The 18,491-nt window shown below is 62.6% G+C and carries 14 protein-coding genes; all 14 read right to left on the reverse strand.

Annotated elements, in window-relative coordinates; translation table 11 throughout:
* Nucleotides 1-578: 578 nt before the first annotated feature.
* Complete coding sequence (locus ACIQZO_RS13735; protein ID WP_403624830.1) at nt 579-1,103, reverse strand: HNH endonuclease; 525 nt, start codon at nt 1,101-1,103, stop codon at nt 579-581.
* Nucleotides 1,097-1,909: a sigma-70 family RNA polymerase sigma factor gene (locus ACIQZO_RS13740; protein ID WP_403624833.1), complete on the reverse strand. Its 813-nt coding sequence runs from the start codon at nt 1,907-1,909 to the stop codon at nt 1,097-1,099. The genes ACIQZO_RS13735 and ACIQZO_RS13740 overlap by 7 nt, the downstream gene beginning before the upstream one ends.
* 479 nt (nt 1,910-2,388) lie before the next feature.
* Nucleotides 2,389-4,242, reverse strand: a complete 1,854-nt coding sequence (locus ACIQZO_RS13745; RefSeq protein ID WP_403624836.1) for a DNA polymerase — start codon at nt 4,240-4,242, stop codon at nt 2,389-2,391.
* Nucleotides 4,243-4,311: 69 nt separating this feature from the next.
* Nucleotides 4,312-6,576, reverse strand: a complete 2,265-nt coding sequence (locus tag ACIQZO_RS13750) for a phage/plasmid primase, P4 family (RefSeq protein ID WP_403624839.1) — start codon at nt 6,574-6,576, stop codon at nt 4,312-4,314.
* A 157-nt stretch (nt 6,577-6,733) separates the two neighbouring features.
* On the reverse strand, nt 6,734-6,934 hold the full coding sequence (locus ACIQZO_RS13755; RefSeq protein WP_403624842.1) for a hypothetical protein: 201 nt from the start codon (nt 6,932-6,934) through the stop codon (nt 6,734-6,736).
* Between the two features lie 1,380 nt (nt 6,935-8,314).
* Nucleotides 8,315-8,929, reverse strand: a complete 615-nt coding sequence (locus ACIQZO_RS13760) for a DNA cytosine methyltransferase (RefSeq protein WP_403625043.1) — start codon at nt 8,927-8,929, stop codon at nt 8,315-8,317.
* On the reverse strand, nt 8,896-9,591 hold the full coding sequence (locus ACIQZO_RS13765; protein WP_403624845.1) for a hypothetical protein: 696 nt from the start codon (nt 9,589-9,591) through the stop codon (nt 8,896-8,898). Before ACIQZO_RS13765 ends, ACIQZO_RS13760 begins: the two co-directional genes overlap by 34 nt.
* An 81-nt stretch (nt 9,592-9,672) precedes the next feature.
* On the reverse strand, nt 9,673-10,509 hold the full coding sequence (locus ACIQZO_RS13770; protein WP_403624848.1) for a hypothetical protein: 837 nt from the start codon (nt 10,507-10,509) through the stop codon (nt 9,673-9,675).
* Between the two features lie 134 nt (nt 10,510-10,643).
* On the reverse strand, nt 10,644-11,132 hold the full coding sequence (locus ACIQZO_RS13775; RefSeq protein ID WP_403624851.1) for a hypothetical protein: 489 nt from the start codon (nt 11,130-11,132) through the stop codon (nt 10,644-10,646).
* A gap of 89 nt (nt 11,133-11,221) precedes the next feature.
* Nucleotides 11,222-11,443: a hypothetical protein gene (locus tag ACIQZO_RS13780; protein ID WP_403624854.1), complete on the reverse strand. Its 222-nt coding sequence runs from the start codon at nt 11,441-11,443 to the stop codon at nt 11,222-11,224.
* 24 nt (nt 11,444-11,467) lie between these two features.
* Nucleotides 11,468-12,160 carry a peptidoglycan-binding protein gene (locus tag ACIQZO_RS13785; protein WP_403624857.1) on the reverse strand — a complete coding sequence of 231 codons (693 nt, stop codon included), beginning with the start codon at nt 12,158-12,160 and terminating at the stop codon, nt 11,468-11,470.
* A gap of 157 nt (nt 12,161-12,317) precedes the next feature.
* The gene (locus tag ACIQZO_RS13790) at nt 12,318-12,572 is read right to left on the reverse strand and encodes a hypothetical protein (RefSeq protein ID WP_403624860.1); all 255 of its coding nucleotides are present in this window, start codon (nt 12,570-12,572) and stop codon (nt 12,318-12,320) included.
* 12 nt (nt 12,573-12,584) lie between these two features.
* Nucleotides 12,585-14,828 (reverse strand): hypothetical protein, encoded by a 2,244-nt coding sequence (locus ACIQZO_RS13795; RefSeq protein ID WP_403624863.1) that lies wholly within the window; start codon nt 14,826-14,828, stop codon nt 12,585-12,587.
* A 1,224-nt stretch (nt 14,829-16,052) separates the two neighbouring features.
* Nucleotides 16,053-18,425 (reverse strand): phage tail tape measure protein, encoded by a 2,373-nt coding sequence (locus tag ACIQZO_RS13800; RefSeq protein WP_403624865.1) that lies wholly within the window; start codon nt 18,423-18,425, stop codon nt 16,053-16,055.
* Between the last annotated feature and the right edge of the window lie 66 nt (nt 18,426-18,491).

Genomic DNA, 18,491 nt, shown 5'->3' on the forward strand with positions numbered 1-18,491 from the left:
GTCCCGCTAGTGCCCCATCCGTGATCCCCCGTGGCCGGAACTATCACGTATGACTCAACGGCAAACCTTTCGCTGTGCGTAACCATGTCCCAGACCCTAGAGCACGGGTCCGACAACGGCCAGGAACTTTCGAACGCGTTCACGGTAACGAAATGATCACGGTCAACTCCGATGCTTCGACTTCTTGACCTGCGAATAGGTTGTACGGGTGAGTCCGTCGTGACCACTCCGTGACAAGTGAAAGTTTGACAACGCAAGAATCCCCCCGCCGAAGCGAGGGGATCAATGTCCGCTGGTAGCGGAATCTAGTGACGTTAAGTGAGCATGCTAACGAGGGTTGTTGGCCGGTCCAAGATTCGTGCGTGCGTTCGATTGCCCTCAACGCACCTTTGGTACAGACCAGTTGAGCGAGGCGTAAACTGGGCGGGCAAGGTACTCCCCGAGAGCGTCGCGTCCCTCGCCGGCTCGACGCGTCACCGTGGCTACGCTCCGTCCCGAAGCATCACGGACGTGGATGTCTACCAGGGTCCCGGAGCGGGTGATCTCGACCGTTCCGCCATCGTGAGTCCGCAGCGTGATCATGACGCCGCCCACTCTGCGAGGGTCTTGCGGCCCTTGCTGGAGTTGCACGACTTGCAGCACGGAACCGCATTCGCTTCGACGTCATGGCCCCCACGGCTGAGGGGCACCACGTGGTCAATGCTCGTCGCGGGCTCGTTGCAGTAGCAGCAGCGCGAGCCCCACCGTGCGAACACTTCGGCACGGCTGTACGGCTCATGCTCGGCACCGTAACGGCGGGCCCGATCCTTGGACTTGTGGCGCGCGTGAGCATCGGGGTTGGCACGCTTCCACTCGGCGGAACGGGCGGCATGCAACTCGGGGTTGGCCAGTCGCCAGCGTCGCCGCGCTTCGGCTATCGCCACTGCGTTCGCCTGTCGGTATTCGCGGCGGGCAGCCTGTACGTCTGCGCGAGCGTCGTAATTCGCTTGCCGCCGCAGACAACATGACTTGCAAGGGTTGCGCTGTCCGTCGCGCGTCCCGGCTGACGCGTAGAACTCGCTGTAGGGCTTGGTTTCGCCGTACTTGCTGCACGTCTTCACCATGACTGCGCACCAGCCTGGTACAGGGTGCGGAACCGAGTGGCTCCCTTGGTGCGTGCTTGCTGCACCTGATACGGGGTGACGTCCATGTAATCGGCCAATTCAGCGTCATCGACTCCGGGGCGGTACTGCGGCACGGGGGAGATCCCGAACCCCGCTTTCAGTACGTGCCGTTGACGGTCCGAGAGCACGCCGAGCGTCTTGTGAACCTGGTCTCGTATGACGTTCCGGCGATGGGTGGCCACGTCTCGCGGCTCGACCAGTTCGGTCGGAATTTCCATTTCTTGGGCGATCACGTCGCCCAAGCTGATGTTTTCTCCGGTGATATCGACGTTAAAGGGCCGGTCGAGCGAGTCATTACCCATCCAGGAAATGCGTGCAGCATGGGCAAGATCCTTGCTCATCCTGTCTCTTCCCATTGCGTCTGTTGCCGCTATGCGTTCGGCCTCGTACGGGTCACCCACTGCCATGCATATGGCGTCCTCGAACGCCTTTGCAATGAATGGGTCAACGCCAGGGCGTGTAGCTGCTCGGCGCGCATCGGCCATAGCTCGGCTCACGATGCGGCCAAGGTAGGTCATGAACTCTGTCGGCTCCGAGCCCGAGAAACCTGCAAGGGATTCCCAGATTGCTATGCGTCCGACCTGCGTCAGATCTTCGACCAAATCACTGTCAGAATGCCCGCTAGTGCTCGCAAACCGTAGGGCGCGACGGGACACGTACTCTTCGGTCTCCCGAACTATTGCCGACACCGCTTCAAGGTCATTCTCTTTGGCGGCAGAAATCTGGGCATGCGTGAGCTGAGTCAAGAGGCACCGTTCCAAGTGGGATGTGATGCCCCTCTGTAGGGAGGGGCAGATTCCCGGAACGGAGCGCACGGGGTCGCAAAGGGATCCGCCGCTCTAGCTCAATGCGCTTTGAAAAAGGGCATAGAAATGCCCCGTCCCGGGTTAGCAGGACGGGGCTTGCGCATTGCCTGTTTCGCTGCTTGACAACAAATCTAAGAATGCGAAATTGATCGAACAATCGGTAATAACGGGAGCATCGGGCGTGTCTATGACAGATAGGCGTTCATTGACAGTGGAGCCGTTACCGACACGTCACGGGGGGTTATACCGTTACCAAATCCATAGACAGCGAGTAGTCGAAAGCACCCGCAGGGCGAGGATCTGTAATCACGCCGTGACTCAAATCAGCACAACCGCCAAGCGGTCTCGCGGGTCTGAATAAGGCCGCTTTTCGGCTACGCAGCGTTGCGGAAAACCGCTCGTAAGGCGGCACTCTGTGATCAGAAGTCGGCCCCGTACAGCGAGCCCCACGACCGTCCGCCAATCTCGGCGCCCGCCACGATGGGCACGCCGTACAGCGGAAACGTCATGCACCTCTCGAACTCGCGGGCAATCTCTTCCGCCTCGCCGGCTGGTGCTGACGCCAACAGCTCGTCATGAATAGGCAAGCGGCAGTATTCGAGCAGACCAGCCGACTGGACATTCAGCATGGCCATTCCGAGGACGTCACGCGCTGCACTTTGGCAGGCGTAATTAACCACGGCGTATGTACGGTCCCGGTCCAGTGGAAGCCTGCGGCCCGTCGCCGAAACGAATACCATGCCGTTTTGGAAAGCCTGTCGCCGCCATCGCGAGGACGCCCGTTTGATCTCCGGAAAGGCTCGGTCATAGGCCGTGACCGCCTGCGCAATCTCTGCTTCTGACGCCCCGGTCTGACGTGCAATCGTCTGGACGCCGCCCCCGTAAACCTTTCCGAACCCGGCTCCCTTAAAAACCTTTCGATCCTTCGGGGTGGCAGCGTCGCCCTTGATTAGGCGCGCGGTGTATTCGTGAATGTCGAAGCTGTCGCCGCCGCTGACGAATCCGGATTTCATGGCTTTGACGTCTGCGAGGGCTGCCAACACGCGCATCTCGACTGCCTGAAAGTCGGTGCTGATCATGACGTGTCCGGGCTCGGCAAGAATGGCGCGGCGAATTACGTGGTCCGAGCTCGGCAATTGGTGCAGCCCGTCCGTGACAGACATCCGGCCCGTCCTCGCAGCCAGCGGCGATATCGTCGGGTGAATTCGTCCCGCAGTGTCGAGCTTTGACATGAACCGCTCGGCGTAGCTCACGCCCCACTTGTTGGCGCGCTTCGCGTGAAGTACCGCATGGGCAACGGGATTTGGTTTCCTCGCGCCGATGCGCTGCCAGTCCCGGTCAAGGTCCGCCAAGGGCAGCAGTACGGCCTTATCGACCTTGACGGCCCCGGAGTCGGTCCGCTCTGTGAGCGTCTCGCCCATGCCCTGTAGTGCTTCGGCTACCTGCCCCGGGCTGCCCACCGAGGACACCCCGTACCGGGCCGCTATGGCGCTGTGCTCGGCTGCCTCCTCGGCGAGCCGGCGAGCGAGCGGGACCGCATACTCCTGGTCAACGAGGAGTCCCCGCCGCTGCATAACCGCGCACAGCTCGGCGATTTGGTGTTCGTAGCTCACCAGGTCCTCGCGGACCCCGAGCCGTGCGAGCTCCCGCCGGAGCATCGGAGCCAGACGCGCAGTGAGCAACACGTCAAGTCCCGCGTACAGCAGATAAGTTGGATTCGTGAGCGGGATTCCCGCCCATCCGGTCTCTTTGGTCAGCCCAAGGGACCTGAATACCTTTGTAAGCCCGCCCTGAGTGTCCGGGGCGGAAGGGTCCACCCAACGGGCTGCAAGAGGCTTGAGCGCCGTTCCTGCCCCGCCCTCGGACGGTTGGCGCGGATCGCAGAGCGCGGCAAGGATGCGGGTATCCGTTGTGTACGGTGCGAGCTCTTCCAGCGGGATTCCGGCGCACTGCCCGAGTACGAGCCAGTCATAGGCTGCGTTGTGGATCAGGATTTCTCGGGAGCGCTGGAGTGCGTCACGGGCGTACGTTGCGAAAGGCGCGCCCCGCTCGTACAGGATCACCCATGCGTTCCGCTCGTCGCCGAATTGCACCGTGCGGAGCCGAAAGGTTGGGCTGAATATGTCGAGACCTGTCGTCTCGGTGTCCACGGCAATTGCGCCCCGCGCTCGCGCTCGGTAGAACCACTTCCAGAATTTGCCGAGATCCTCCGTGGTTTCCGGCACGTGAACCGTGACAGGTTCACCGGCTAGCTGGTGTCGATAGGTGATCATGTCTCCCCTGTGAAATAAAAAAGGGGGCCGCCCACCCGTTAAGGTGAGCAGCCCCCTTGGATGCCGTTTCTACTTTCCGAAGATTCCCGGACCTACTGCGTCGGGGCTTTCGTCCGCGAGCCGAAGGCCGCCAAGTGCGATCCCCTTGTTTGTGCGCTTCCGGATTGCCCCGCGTTCTTCCATCGCGTCGTAAAAGGCACGGCGTGTCCACTGCTCCTTTGCGGGCAAATTCTCTTCCTGGCACCAGTCCAAATAGAAGTTGAACGCGTCGTTTCCGTTCATTACGACTGTTTCGTCTGCCCAGTCAAGAATGCCCGGCAGGAAGCCGGCGAGCGGGTCTGATGTCTCGCGGTATTCCTGGCTTGCGCTCGTAATGAGCTGCGGGTCCCGGAGCCCGCCCCGGTACCAGTCAACGGCCCCGTGTACGGCCCACGCTGCGATGCCCTCGGCCTCGCGCAGTAGCTTCGTGTCCAACTCGGGGTCCCGCTCATGCGGTGCAAACCAGCGCTTAAAGGGAATCAGCTTGACGCGTCGCCACAGCCCCTCATCCTGCGACCGGAATTTGGGCTTGTGGTTCGTGGCGAGCAGTAGCAGGAACGAGGGCTTGAACTCGAAATATTCCTGCCGGAGGAACCTTGCCGCAATCATGTCCTTACCGGTGACGCGCTTAATGATTGACTCCGACATGGCCTTACCTGATTCACCCTCGGATGCCATGACGAGCCGAGACCCGCGCAATGCCGCTACATCGTTCGGAATGCCGCCGCTCTTCCGCTCTTCAAATGTGCTGAACGGAGTCGTTCGGGTGATGCTGCGGAACACTGACGTAATGGTGTCCACAAGCACGCTCTTACCGTTCGCCCCCTTCCCCCACAGCACGCCGAAACCTTGCTCTGTGGTGTGACCCGTGATCCCGTAGCCGATGAGCCGTTGAATGTAGGCGGGCATCTCCGACATGTTCGGAAAGACTTCGGCGAGGAACGATTCCCAACGCGGGCACTGTGCGTCCGGGACGTAATCCACGTCGAGCCGGTACGTCAGTAGGTCTGCCTGGTCGTGAGGGCGCAGCCGGCCCGTCTTCAAATCGACTGTCCCGTTACGGAAGTTGAGTACGTCGGGGCGGTCATCAAAGTCCGTTGCTTCGATGCTGACGTTGGGAACGGAACAAAGCTCGGTCAGCAGTGCGTCAATGCGTGAGGTCATGGTGAATCCGCGCGCTAGCTGATTCTGTCCGGCGAGGACGAGCGCGGCCCCCATGCGATGGATTTCCTGCCGCACCCGCATATCGGAGCGGACCCAAACGCGTCCGTCCCACGTATAGAAACCGAGCCCTGCCGCGTACCGAATACGGCCCCCGGACCATGCGACGAGCGCGTGAGCGTTCATTGCGTCGCTCTCGCCATACGTGCTGACGAGCTTGGACAGAATCTCGGCAGCCTCGGCGCCTTGGCCCCGGGACACGGTGTCTGCGCCGGTCCGGTTGGCGAGCTCGGCGGACCGCTCGTCAGCCTGTACGTCAGCGCTTTGACGTACAGGGCGAGCCGACTTAACGGCACGGTGCAGCTCGGCGGGGAACGCGCTCGGGTTGCGTGCACGCCAGTCGGTCAGGTCATCGCCCTGATGCGGGACATCGAGCACGTATGCCGTGACCCCGTGGTCGGACAGTCCCTCGGCGAGACGCTGCGAGAATCCCGAGCCCGCACGGTCAGCGTCCCCGCACAGGATGACGAGCTGTCCGCGCAGTCCCTCGGCGAGCTCGGCAACCAGCTCGGGCGAGCCGGCGAGCGAGGCACCGCGTACGGCCACTGCGTCGTAGCCAACCGCCACGGCCGTAAGCGCGTCTCCGGGCCCCTCGGTAATCAGGACCGTGCTGTATCCGCCCTGCCCCCGCATCACGCCGTACGGGGCCCAACGGTGGCCGCGCGGGTTGGCGAGGGACAGCCATCGGCCCGGACACTCGCCCGTCAAGTCCCGGCCCTGTAGGCCCCTGGTGACGCCGTCGAATCCGACCAGCGGAACCGTAAGGCGGGGATAGGCCTGGTAGGCACGGGACACGTACGGGAAGCCCTCGGCCTGGTTCCCGTGGTCCACGCCGAGCCCGAGATCCGCAGCGGTCTCTAGGTCGAGCCCGAAGCGGTCGGCAAGGTAGGTGCGAGCTCGCTGCGGCCAGTCGCCGGCAAAGTCCGCAAGGGCGAGCGAGGCCCGATCCGCGTACGCGGCGAGCGAGGCAGTCAGTGCGACGGGAACCAGCTTCGGGCGGTCCGCAGGAACTACGGCACCAGGCCCGTTCACGTCGAAGAGATCGCCCCACGTGAGCCGAGCCGCTGCGATCACGTCTGCGGTCTGACAGCCGGCTCGGCAGGTGATCCGTACTTTGTTGTCAGTGCCTCGCCAGATACGGAGAGACGGGCGCGAGTCAGGGTGTGCGGGGCACAACGCGACGTATCCAGAGTCTGCCTCCTCGGTCACGCTCTCAAAGCGGCGGAGTAGGTCAGCGAAGATCACGGAACGCTCCCGCCGTGGTGACGTTCGCTCGGTAGTCGTTGATCAGGTGTCCGAGATCCCGTGTGGTCGTCGTCATGTACCAGCGGCCGGAGTCGAGACCCCGCAGCGAGACAGACCAGCCGTACAGCGCGGCAAACTCCTGCGTCGGCATCCCGAGGGCGAGGCGAATACGCGTCCACGTCCTCACCGACACATGCACACGGCCCATTTCGACGCTCGCCCCCCGTACCTTTCGCACGGCGAGCCCGTAGGGGAATCCCGCGTGCGTTGCTTCGATTTCTGCCTGTCGAATCCACGCGGGAACGGCCGGAGACTTCACGTCCTTGCATTCCAGGATGAACGGGGGGGCATGAACGTCCCCAACATCCCTAGAACCCTCCTGTGCGGCCCTACGGACGTTGCCCGGATGGAATGGGTCCCGGAACGTCCCAGACTCGTCTACGAGCCCGAGGAACCGGTTTAGGTAGTCCCGTACGCTGCTTTCCCATGCGGTGCCGCGAGCCTTATTGGGGTTAGCCACGGTCGGCCCCCTGGTGAATCTGTGCGCCCCGAGCCATCGCGTGCGCTGCCGCAGCGAGAATCCGAATCCAGTCCCTACGGTTCTTCCAACCGGTCATCAGGTACAGCTCGTCACCCCGCCCGAGTGTGCGGATCTCGCCTAGTGCGGGCGCCTGGTGTTCTGTTACTGCAAGCTTCATAGTTCCCCCCATGCAAAAGGGCCGGAGTTACCCCGTAAGGTTTCTCCGGCCCTTTCTCTTGTGCTGTTACTGGTCTCGCTCGCCCGGGACAATCAGCCGGACGTGTTCCGAGCTGATCCATTCCTTTCGGAGAGAACGGCGCTTCGCGAATCCGGACTCTGTTCCGGTCGGATTGATTCGCAGCATCGGCCTTAGCCGGCCATCGACAAGACGCGCGGTCACCTTGTCCACAATGGCGTCAGCCATGCGCACACGGTTGGCCTGCCGAGCCGCGTAGGCGACTAGATCGCCCTTATAGAGTTCCTCGCCCGCATAATCGGTAACGACTCCCCGCTTACCCATTCCTCGGTTCCTCCTTGTAGTTCAGTAGATGCAGATAGGCCGTAAACGCTTGCTGCGATGCGACGCCGTTACCGGCCGCCTTAAGCTGCCGTGCTCGATTGAGTCCCGGAATGTGCGTGATCCACCCTCGGGGAAGTCCCATAAGCCACTCGGCAAAGACCGATGCGAGGCGACGTCCACCCCGGGGGCCGAACTCCACCGGAATAGGGGCAGGGGTGCCCAAGAGGGTTTCCCAACGGTGCACAGCGGGCCCGAACTCTGCCCACCATTCCGGCGGGCTGTGGAAGGCGCCCGGGGTTTCCTCGGCAACGTCCGGATCTACCGGCAGCAGGAATGAAACCTCATCATCGAGATTCGGACCGTGCCCTCCCGCACGCCGCTTATCCGGATGCTGCGCCGCCCCGTTCGAGCCGAGATTGGCCGTAGGGGTTTTGAACAGCTTGTGGGCCCGGTCCTTATCGAAGATTCGGGCTACTGCGGTAACGAGATCGTCCCCGCCGGCTCCGGCCCTTTCAGCCTTTGCGAAATCAGGTCCGCGCGATGCGTCGGAGGCTGTCGGAGTCGGCAACAGGGGTGGCGATACAGAACCACCTATCTCGCATGTGGGGGGCTCCAGTAGCGGACGCTCGGAAGCAACACCAGCGCGCGTCATACCCGCTCTCGGCCAGGCCCCCGAGTACATGCGCCATGCCTCGGTTTCGGATGGCGGATACGTTCTCCAGGAAAACGAGCCGTGGTCGAAGAACGCGAACGGCCCCGAGGACGCTTTCCCAAATACCCGACCTTTCGCCATGAATGCCCGCCCTCTTGCCCGCGTTAGAAATGTCCTGGCAGGGGAAACCTGCCGTAATGATTTCGACTCGGCCTTTAAGCTGAGACCAGTCGTATTGCGTGATATCGCCGATGTTCGGCGCGTGCGGGTATCGGGTGGCCAGGATCAGGGACGCGTACGGATCAACTTCCGCCACGTAACCGATTCTGTCCCCGGTCAGAGCTTCGACGGCCCGGCCGATCCCCCCGTATCCCGCGCAGAGTTCCAGGATCGGAATTGCGCTTCCCCCTTGAATAGGAAGGGGCCCCGAGGATCGCCCCGGGACCCCTCGGCCGGCTAGAAAGTGGGCTCGGCCACAGCGTCCGACCAGGACTTGAGAACCTTGATCACGGGCTTTCGGTACGACACGTCACGGCCCGTCTTAGTGGTGTACTCGACCAGCTCAAGTTCAATGGTCGCGAGAGCCTCGCCCCCGACCTTTTCAAGAGCGTTCTCTACCTCGTGAAGAACCTCGGCGAGCTTCCAAGAGCCCGTCTGGAATCGGAACAGCCCGAGGTCGTAATCCTCGGCGAGGCGGAACAGAACCGAAATCGACGGAGACGGACCGCGCTTAGACTTCGCTGCGGCCTTACGGTCCTCCATCAGAGCGGGGCAGCGGCACGGCATACCCCGATCTTCGTCCGGAGAAAGGAACTCCACCCCGTCGCAGTGGTGGATAAGCTGCGAGCTGTTCCACAGCTTCAGGTCCGAAGAGATAGCGTTCGGACCGGAAAGAACGACCTTGACCTTATTGGTGGTCGTCAGAATCTCGATGAAGTTTTCCGACGTGGAATCGGTTTCCACTGCGGAGCCGCCCATGAGCTGTGCAATAGCGTCGGCAACTTCCGGATCTCCGGTAGTCACGCGCCACTCGGAGAGAGCAACGGGGATACCGTTCTCCTGCTTACCGCCGTGGAATCGGCCAACGGTGTCATCGGAAAACGAGCCCTTAGGCTTGGCGTTCGGGTCGGTCTCGAAAATGCGAAGTGCCATGTGTTGAAATCCCCCTGGTTTTGGGCATGAAAAAAGACGAGCCGCATTCGTTGCGGGTCGCCTGGTGCTCGGTACTGGGTGTTAGCTCGCCCTACGCTGCGTTCCGGTGATAAGCCGGCGGACGCTCTGCGCAATCGGGCTGCCAAATACCGTCTTGGAAATCTCGCGGTCCCACTGGAAAACGTGCCGCAGTGTGAGAAAGACATTGAAAATCTCTTCGTCAATCCGAACGGGCTTGAACACCCAACCCTCCGGAGTGATGTGGAGAACTGCGGCCCCGTCCAACTTCGGCATGGGCTCGGAAGTGCCATCAGCCGAAACAATCCGGTCAGCGTGCGCGTATGCCGAGAGCTGTAGGGCAACGTCCGGATAGGCGCTCTTACTCGTCTTCCAGTCGACTAGCAGCGTGTGCCACTCGCCGTTTTCGTGATCGGGCTTTCCGTCCTCACCGAGCCTCACGCGCACAATGGCGTCAAAGCTGCCTGCGTAAGCGTGCTCGTCCGACCAACACACGTCCTCGGCCCTGATGAGCTGTGGACGCACAGCGAGCAGGAACTCAGCGAAACCGAGCCGGTACGGTTCAAGGTCCGGATGCACCCGGCCGATTTCCTCCAGCCGGATCATGCGCTCGAATAGGTCGTGTGCGTCCGTTCCGACCTTTGCCCGCAGGCTGGTGTACCGGGTATGGGAGTTCCGCAGAAAGTCAATCGCTCCGGCGGGGTCCCGCTCAGCGATAGCTCGCACCGCGTCGAGATTCTCGACGGCCGTTTCAGCGGTCATACGAGCCGCCCAGAACGTCAGGAACGGCTTTGGCAGCATCCCGACAACGGATGTGACCCCAGGAACCTTTTCGGCGGTCTCAGGGCTGATGTAGTAGCGCGAGCCACTGCGCTTGATAGTGCGGATCTGTCCGGGCATGGGTGTCCCCTCGGGGGTTAGTGGGTTGAGAGGGGTGGCAGAGTGACGGTTCTTTCCTATTTTTTTGAATCACAAGAAAAAATAAGAAAGAAGGGGAAGACGGGTCACTCTCGCCACCCCGTAACGCTGGTAGGTCAGCGCCGTACAGCGAGGCGGTCAGTGCCCTGGTGCAGCTCGGCGAGCGTGCCGCCGTTGACGAGCTCGGCGTCTGCCAGGTAACCGTCTAGCGCGGTCTCGCTCACGTGCTGCCGCTGGTCCTCGCCGGCTGGACCGGGAGCACCAGGGCGGACCACACGGACGAGCAGAAAGCCCCGGCGGGTCAGCGCGGACGCTTCGTTGGGATGACGCACGTCCGTGATGACCACGGGCAGGCCCCACCGGTCCGCAACGTCCACCTTGGCGAGGGCGAGGCGAATCCAGTGCTCGGGATCGTGAGCTCGGACGGACTCCCCGAGCCGCTGCAACGTGCGCCGAACTTCCGGGGCCTCCTTGGCCCGGTCCCATCCGTGACGCCGTACAGCGTCAGACAGGCGGAGCGGGATAGGGCCGTATCCGGTCGGCTCGCTGCCGATAATGGGGTCAAGCCCGAGGGCGGCAGCCCGCAGCGGATCGGCAAACGCCACCCGCGTGAACTGGTAGGCCCGAACGAGCCGAGCGGCAGCCGCATCCTTCCCGGCCCCCGCTCGACCCATCAGGGCTACGTGCCTGTAGCTCACTCGGTGTCGGCCTGGTGCTCCTCGATCTGCCCGAGCTCGCCGGCTACGGCGGTCTTAACGTCCTCGGTCCGCTGTACCGCCTCGCCGATACCGAGCACCGCCGCAGCGAGTCCGAGAATGAGCGCGGACGGGAGCGCCGGAGCATAGTGGACGACCAGGGCGAGCGCGGCAACGAGTACCGCGTAGATCCGGGCCGGATGAGTCTTGACGAACTGCATTGAGAATCCCCTCAGTTGGTTGTGTTAGATCGCAGGCACGCGCAGTGCGTCCCACGTGGACTTACCGGGCCACCCGTCCGCGTCGGAGCCGCTGAAACCCCGCTTGCGCTGCCATGCCGCGTAGCTCTGTCGGTCTGCGTCGGTCCACTGCGGACCGGGCCCGTCGCTGTAGCGACTGCACCCCTCGGAGACGAGCCGGCGACCCATGGCCGTGACGAGCGGCGAGCGAGGCGAGCCCTTGAACCAGGCAGCCCCGGGGAACGGCGCGAACTTCTGCGGGTCGGGCTTGGACGGGCCGGTACCGGGCTCCAGCGCACCGGACTGGACGAGCGCGTACAGCGGACCGCCGGGGCAACTCGTCGCGTATCCGTCGCGGTGTCCTCGGATCTCCCGTCCGGCCCCGTGCTGCCGCAGGTAACCGATTGCGTCCTTAATGCCGTCGACCTGTGCAGCAGTCGGAGCGGTGTGGCCCGAGGAACCAACGAATGCCAATACCGCGAAATGGTTGCGGTTTAGGGTCGTGTTTCCGTTCGCGGCATTCTGCGCGTTGGCGCCCCGGCCCTCGAAGACGTATCCGTGCTCGCAGACGGCAAGGTTGTAGGCGAAATCGGCCCAACCGTTTCCGTCCATGTGGTCGCGCTGAACACGCCGCATGTAAGCGGCGCACGTGCTGTGGTCTCCGGCGGTGTAGGGGCTGCCGAGATAGTGAATCTTCACCCCGAGATTGGTAGCCACTCGGGTATGACCGTTGTCGGGCTTACGGGCGCCCCACTCGGCCCGCGTTACAAACTGCATTAAGTTTCCCCCTGATTTCGGGCACGAAAAAGCCCCGCGCGGTAAGCCCGGATACGGGGCTGTGTGCTGTGCTGTGCGGTTATGCCTTGCCGGTAGCCTTTGCGACGGTCACGCCTGCGGCTACGACTCCAGAGACCGCAGCGATAGGCATTGCGTATCGCCACCGTTCAAGGTCCCGGATTCGGGTTTCGTGGTCGTCCACGTCGGTCCGTAGTTCCTCGCCCTTTTCGGCAACGGATCGCATGTCCTCGCGGAGCCCGACTACTTCGTCATAGATTTCGCGTGCGCCGATCTCGACTACGCCGAGCCGGTTTTCGTTGTCTCGTTCTGCCATTCATCCCCCTTGTTATGGCGGGGGCGCGTTCGGATTGGTGGGCGGATCGGGGACGAGCCCCGTATCAGCCGGAATTCCGTTGGCTTTGGTTCCCCGTAGCGTCAGGATTTGCGTCACGCGTCCGTCGTCGCCCCCGCTGGTTTTGATGCCGACAACCCATGCAAGCGTGTCGAGTGCTGCCCCCGTGCGATCCACAACGCGCACCACGTCGCCTAGTTCTAGGCGAGGGTCGGCGAGGATTTCCACGGATTGCAGCGAGGGAATCGGGTACTCGCCGGCTGCCAGGATCGCGCTCGCTAGGTCTGCGGCAGAGTCTCGATACTGGACCCAATCTGTTCCGGGGTGCTCGTAGGTCTGCACTCCGTATGAACGCTGCGACGTCGTGTTCTGAGCCGTGGTCAGCGTGTCCGTGGGCCCGGATGGGCTGTCAGTCGATGTGGTCCGCGCAAAGGCACTCAGGCCGTGGTAATAGACCGTGTACGTCGCACGGTTACGCATGGACACGCTGACTTGCCCACCGTCGCGGGAGAGCGTCACCTCTACCGCCCCGTATACCCCCGCAGAATCGCTGTCCGACGTTGCCTTGATCGCTACGCAGTCCGGCAGTCGATCCACATAGACATTGGGAGTGCGCGGGTCCCATTGATCTTCACCAATGGGCAGTACCCGTGTCAGCGTGGCTCCGGCTGCAATGGCCGTACCCGTGCGGGCTTCGGCTACCGGGGTTAGCTGGTCACCTTTCACGCGCCCCCAGTTGGACCATTTCACGGCCACATAATTCCGGCACGCGTCGATCTCCTCGCCCACCGTCAGCGATGCCAGTTCACGAGTAGACGAAACCGTTAGAGCCGGTTGCGTAGGGACGGTTTCCCACCGTGTGTGGTCCCGCCACCGGAAGAACCCGTTGCTGTCGAATTCGGCCGTTGCAAGCGTTGTCTTGGCTATCTGCGTGATGACATCCCATGCGCTTCCTTCGACGCGCGGAATGTTCTCCAGCGGAAACCGGGGCTTGCTGAGGGAAGCCCCACGCTTCCATGTTCCGGCCTGACTGAATTCGGCGGGAGTGTTGGGTCGGCTGGTCTGCTGTGAGACTTGAAAGCATTCGGCCCGTATCTGTTTGATGGACAGCCGAACCTGATCCAGATTCGCGGGCGGGACCGGGGTAGCGCTCAATACTGCATCGCTGAATGTCTGCACGATGCCGATCTGATTTGTAACCACCGGCGAAAGGGTCGGTACTCCGGTGGACGACCAGGAAAGCCACCACCCGATATGCCAGAGTCCCGGCGCCTTAAGCGGGTCGTACGTCCACTGGAGAGCTTGATTGGCGTTGTAATCGGCGCTGGTCCCATTCCAGACGGTAAGCTTCCCCGTCTTGAAATTTGCTTCCATAGTGACGTAACAGCGCCCAAAACCGTTGGCAATCCACGTTGTGTGGATTCGGGCAATACCCTCATCCGACGTCGTGTTCCCTGTGGTATCTAGCCAGTGTTCGAGCCACAGCCCATCGGAGCGGCGGTTTACGGGTTTCGTTCGCGGAATGTAGTCCGCATCAGATATTCGGTCGTCGCCGAGTGCGGCTGATTCCCAGGGCGCTTTGTAGTCAGTCCAGTAGGCCCACAGCCCCGAAGTACCTTCCAAGTAGCCGATGTTCGGGGCGACTCCGCCATGCAGCGAGGCATAGAGAATCGACGTCGACCGTGGGGGCGGGCACGTGTGGATGCCGCCGAGCCGTAGCAGGTGGTCCACAACCCATACCGGGGAAGCAACCCAACTCGTGGCGATTCCGAACGTGAGCTCGTTGGCCAACACCCTGTCAGGGCGCGGCAGTCGGGCGGGGAAGCGCAGTCGCTCGGCTCCGTCCAGCGCGGAAATCCTGACTGAGTCCTCGCCCGAGCTCGCCGAACGAGACCGCACCGTGCCCCGGAAGGAATCGAGCGGGTAGCCGGCGACGCCCCATGCCTGCACCACTGACTGACGCGGGCGGACGATGTCCCCTGTTGCCCTCGGAGCCCACGGGCCGTAAAGGGCCGGAGCGGGCTTTCCTCCGGTCCCTGCGAGGGTCACGTCAAGCTGTGCGGACGAGCTCCCCGAGAATGCCCGCATGCTCGCTGGCAGGTCTGTTGCGTACGCCCGGTCCAGAGACCAGGACTGCACTTGCGCGCCGAGCTCGCGGCCGGCGAGGCGGACCGAGTGCGAGGCGGTGCGCTCACCCTGTCCAAGGGCTGCCGTGATGAGCGGCATCGTCATCTTCACGTCGCCACCTCCACGAGCTCTAGCGATACGGACCGCTGGTCTGCGGTCCCGGCCGCTGACGACTGCGAGTAGCCCGTAATCGAGTAGGGCCGCATCCCCTCGCCCGGCGGGACAGACGGAGCGGCGAAAATCTCCAGCGAGGCAGCCCCGATGGCCGTAGCCGGAGTGACTGCCCCGAGCTCCACCACGGGCCACACAAAGGACGCTCCTGCGGGTGCTCGGCCTATCGCCGTGTCTCGGGACTGAGTGACGATGGCGCCCGCGCTGTCCGTCCAAAGGAGCGTGGTCGTAGTCGCCCCCGGAACCGCGTGCGTCAGGCTTACGAGCTCGCCCGGATTGACCGCGAAACGAGTGGCCGTACCGAAACTCAAAGTGGAGTTGGCACCCGAGCTGACGAGCATGGCCTTACCGCCACTGACGGACAGCGTGACCCCGGTACCGGCGGTGTAGTCCGTGGCCGGTCCCGTGCCGGCCTGCATGGCCGCACTGAATCCCTGCCGCTTGACGGTCCGGGCGGTGACGTCCTCGGGGTGTGCCTCACGCAGTACCGCCCCGGTCATGGGTAGGTCTACAAACGGTTTGTTGAACCACATCACGGGGACGACGTAGACGGCATCCTCCGGGGCTGTGGCAATGAACGGGCGGTCAACTTTGGCGCCTGTGCTCCCTGTTGACGAAACGCTGGCACCCGTCGCGGTCTGGAAGTAGTACCGCCATTCGTTAGCGGCTCCGACCATTCCAGGGACCCAAAAGCTAACCTGCATTCCCGGGGCTACCGGGTACGGTGTGCCGTCTGGTCGCTTGTACTGAATGCGCATACTGCCGCCGGATACTGGCATGGATATCCGGAGGATGTCCCAATCCAGCGAGGCCGGAGGGAAAATGACCGCCGGATCATGAATCCACTCGTCCTGAGTCGCAAGCATAATCCGCCCCGAACCGTGTGTAGCCGTAAGCCAGTTGTCCGAGCCCGGATCTACCACCTGAATTGGTCCGGGGCCGTCTACGCGCCGTGCGAGGCGGTCAATGTGGTATGCCTGCTCAGGCTGCATTGCGTCCCATGAGAGGGACAGTCGGCGCGGCTGTGTGGGGGGCGCCCAGGTGGTCACGCCACCGCCGAGCGACCGGAATTCGGTAACTCCAAGCTCGGGGCTTCGGTCCATTTCCGCACCATCGGTGATCTCACGCAGCGCACCTAGGCGCCCGATCCACAAACTCAAAATGTCACCTCCTAGCTAGCTGACGTTGCCCGTACTCCACTGCGCGGGCTATCTCTTGCTCTCCGACCTTGACGACGATTTCGCGTCCTTGGTCGTTCTTTAGAGCCCGCAGGACTGCCGCTAGGGCTTTGTCCTTTGCGCTGGATTCGTTGGCGAGGCGGACCGGGCCGGCTGCCCGTACCGAGCCGATATCGGGCACGGTGACCATTGCCTGTAGGCGTGCGTCCAGCGCCGATTGTTCGTCGTCGATTCCCTCGGCAATACCGGCGGGAAGCCAACGGCCGATTTCATCCCGCATCAAACGGGAAGGCGAATGGATGCCCAACGCGTCAGCAATCGGCCCCGGAATGGTGTTGCGAGCCCAGCTAATGAGCTTGTCCCGCAGCCAAGCGCCCATACTCTGAACACCCGACCAAAGGCCCCGGACCAAATCGGCGCCCTTGCCGACGAGATAGTTTCCGAAGTCGCCTAGCCCGTCGCGAATCCTCGGGCCTAGCCCGTCCATCCAGCGTGCGAATTCATCGAGTTTCGCTATCGCGTTCCGGCCGAAGTCGGCCACCCAGCGAACGGCCCCGACAAAGGCCTGTCCGAGACTGCCGATCCACCCGATGATGTTGGATATCCAGCCGATGGCTGTACCAATAGCCGAGAACAATCCCGAAAAGATCGGTCCCGCAAGTCGCAGAATGACCGGAATCACGACACTAAGAATGCTCGCGGCGAGCTTTGCCAGCCACTCAATCACCGTGACGATGACCGATATGACAGGCTGCGCTTTCTCGAACAGCTCTTGCAGCTTTCCGCCGATCATCTGCACCGCAGGCACAACCCGCGTGGTGATGAAATCCGAAAGGGCCGCAAGGACCGGTTGCACCTTCTCGTATACGGTCGCGTAAATCCGCATCAGGGCCGGTATCACGGTCTCGGTGAAGATCAGAACAATCCGCGTGACGATCGGCGCCAGAGAGCTGTATAGCGCGCTATAGAACGCCATGAAAGCGGGAATGACCTGCCTCGAAACCACCGCCCAAACACCCCGCAGTGCGGGAAGTACGCTGGTCTGAAACTGTGTAACCAGCGCGGTCACGCTCGGGGTTACCGCGTCACGGATCGTCATTCCGAGACCGAGCAGAGTTTGCCCGAAACCCGCAATGGACGATCCGCCGGCCCCGGACGAGAAAGCGGAAAGGAAACCGCCGACCATATCCCGAGCCGTACCGAGTGCGGGACCGAGAACATCTTTCGCCGTACTCGCAAAGCTGATGAGCGGCGGCAACACCTTGTCGCCAATGAAGTTGGTAACCGCTACCTCAGCCGTGCGCTTGAACTGCTCAATCTTGGCCGACGCATTGTTGTGCAGCGCGTCCGCCATTTTGTCGGCAGCACCCGCAGTTTCACCCATGGCCTTGACGGCCGTAGTCGTGTCCAGTGCGTAAAGCGCCTGCCCGAGATCCTCGGACGTCGTTCCGAAAAGCCCTACGCTTGCGGCGCTACGTTCGGCAGGGTCCTTAATGGCTTTCAGGCCGTCTAGGACTTGCTGCAAACCCTGCTTGGCGCCAGGGCCACCCGCAGCGATTTTCTTAGTCATCTCTGCGGCATTGAGCCCGATAGCAACATACGCATCGGTACTGGCCTTGCTGCCGTCCGTCGCCCTGATCTGAAATTCTTTCAGAGCGTCGGCAACGATGTCCGTATCTCGGGCACCCGCCAACATTCCTTGGGACATGAGCCCCATGGCGTCCGCAGCGGACAGACCGAGATCCCGGAACTTAGTGGAATACTCGTTGAACGTGTCCGCCATGTCATCGGCACGCGGACCCATCTTCTGCATTCCGGCAGTCAGGATGTCGAGCGCTTCCGCCCCATCCTTAGCTAGACCGTTCTTGAGCATCTGCCCAACGGCATTACTCGTCTGGCCTAGGTCGAGCTCGAAAGTGTCGGAAAGGTTCTTGACCTTCCCGGTAATCGCCTCAATCTGCGCGTTGGTCGCATCGGGCGGAAGGATGCCCGCTCGCATGACGCCGGATATCGCGTCCGCAGCTTCCGCGACGCTTTCCCCTACGCCGTGTGCGTAGAGCTGTCCGGCAGCCTTTCCGTACCTGGCCGCTTCCGCCGGAGTCGAGCCGAGCTGTGCCTGAATCTTTCCGTTGATAGCGGTCTGATCCAGAGCGTCTATGAAGCCTTTGGCGAGGACTGCCGCAGCGGCAATGCCGACCGCAGCGAGCCCGCCTTTAAGGATTCCGCCCATCTTGCCCGTGAAGCCCTCGCCGGCTGTCGCTCCGGCCTCTTGACCCGCTGTCTCTGCGGGGGCCGTGACTTCCCGCTGGAGCTGTCCCGCGAAGCCCTCGACTTCGGGAACGATGGACACATAGCCCATGCCTACTTCCACGGCCACTACGCGTCACCCGCCCCGGGCTGGAGGCGAACGAGAAACTCGGCAACT

The sequence above is a fragment of the Streptomyces sp. NPDC097617 genome (genome assembly GCF_044761485.1).
Taxonomy (GTDB): Bacteria; Actinomycetota; Actinomycetes; order Streptomycetales; family Streptomycetaceae; genus Streptomyces.

Bases quoted from the DNA above. Each gene is read 5' to 3' on its own strand.
- ACIQZO_RS13735 (WP_403624830.1), bottom strand. From the start codon at position 1,103: ATGGTGAAGACGTGCAGCAAGTACGGCGAAACCAAGCCCTACAGCGAG.
- ACIQZO_RS13745 (WP_403624836.1), bottom strand. From the start codon at position 4,242: ATGATCACCTATCGACACCAGCTAGCCGGTGAACCTGTCACGGTTCAC.
- ACIQZO_RS13765 (WP_403624845.1), bottom strand. From the start codon at position 9,591: ATGGCACTTCGCATTTTCGAGACCGACCCGAACGCCAAGCCTAAGGGC.
- ACIQZO_RS13770 (WP_403624848.1), bottom strand. From the start codon at position 10,509: ATGCCCGGACAGATCCGCACTATCAAGCGCAGTGGCTCGCGCTACTAC.
- ACIQZO_RS13780 (WP_403624854.1), bottom strand. From the start codon at position 11,443: ATGCAGTTCGTCAAGACTCATCCGGCCCGGATCTACGCGGTACTCGTT.
- ACIQZO_RS13790 (WP_403624860.1), bottom strand. From the start codon at position 12,572: ATGGCAGAACGAGACAACGAAAACCGGCTCGGCGTAGTCGAGATCGGC.
- ACIQZO_RS13800 (WP_403624865.1), bottom strand. From the start codon at position 18,425: ATGGGCTATGTGTCCATCGTTCCCGAAGTCGAGGGCTTCGCGGGACAG.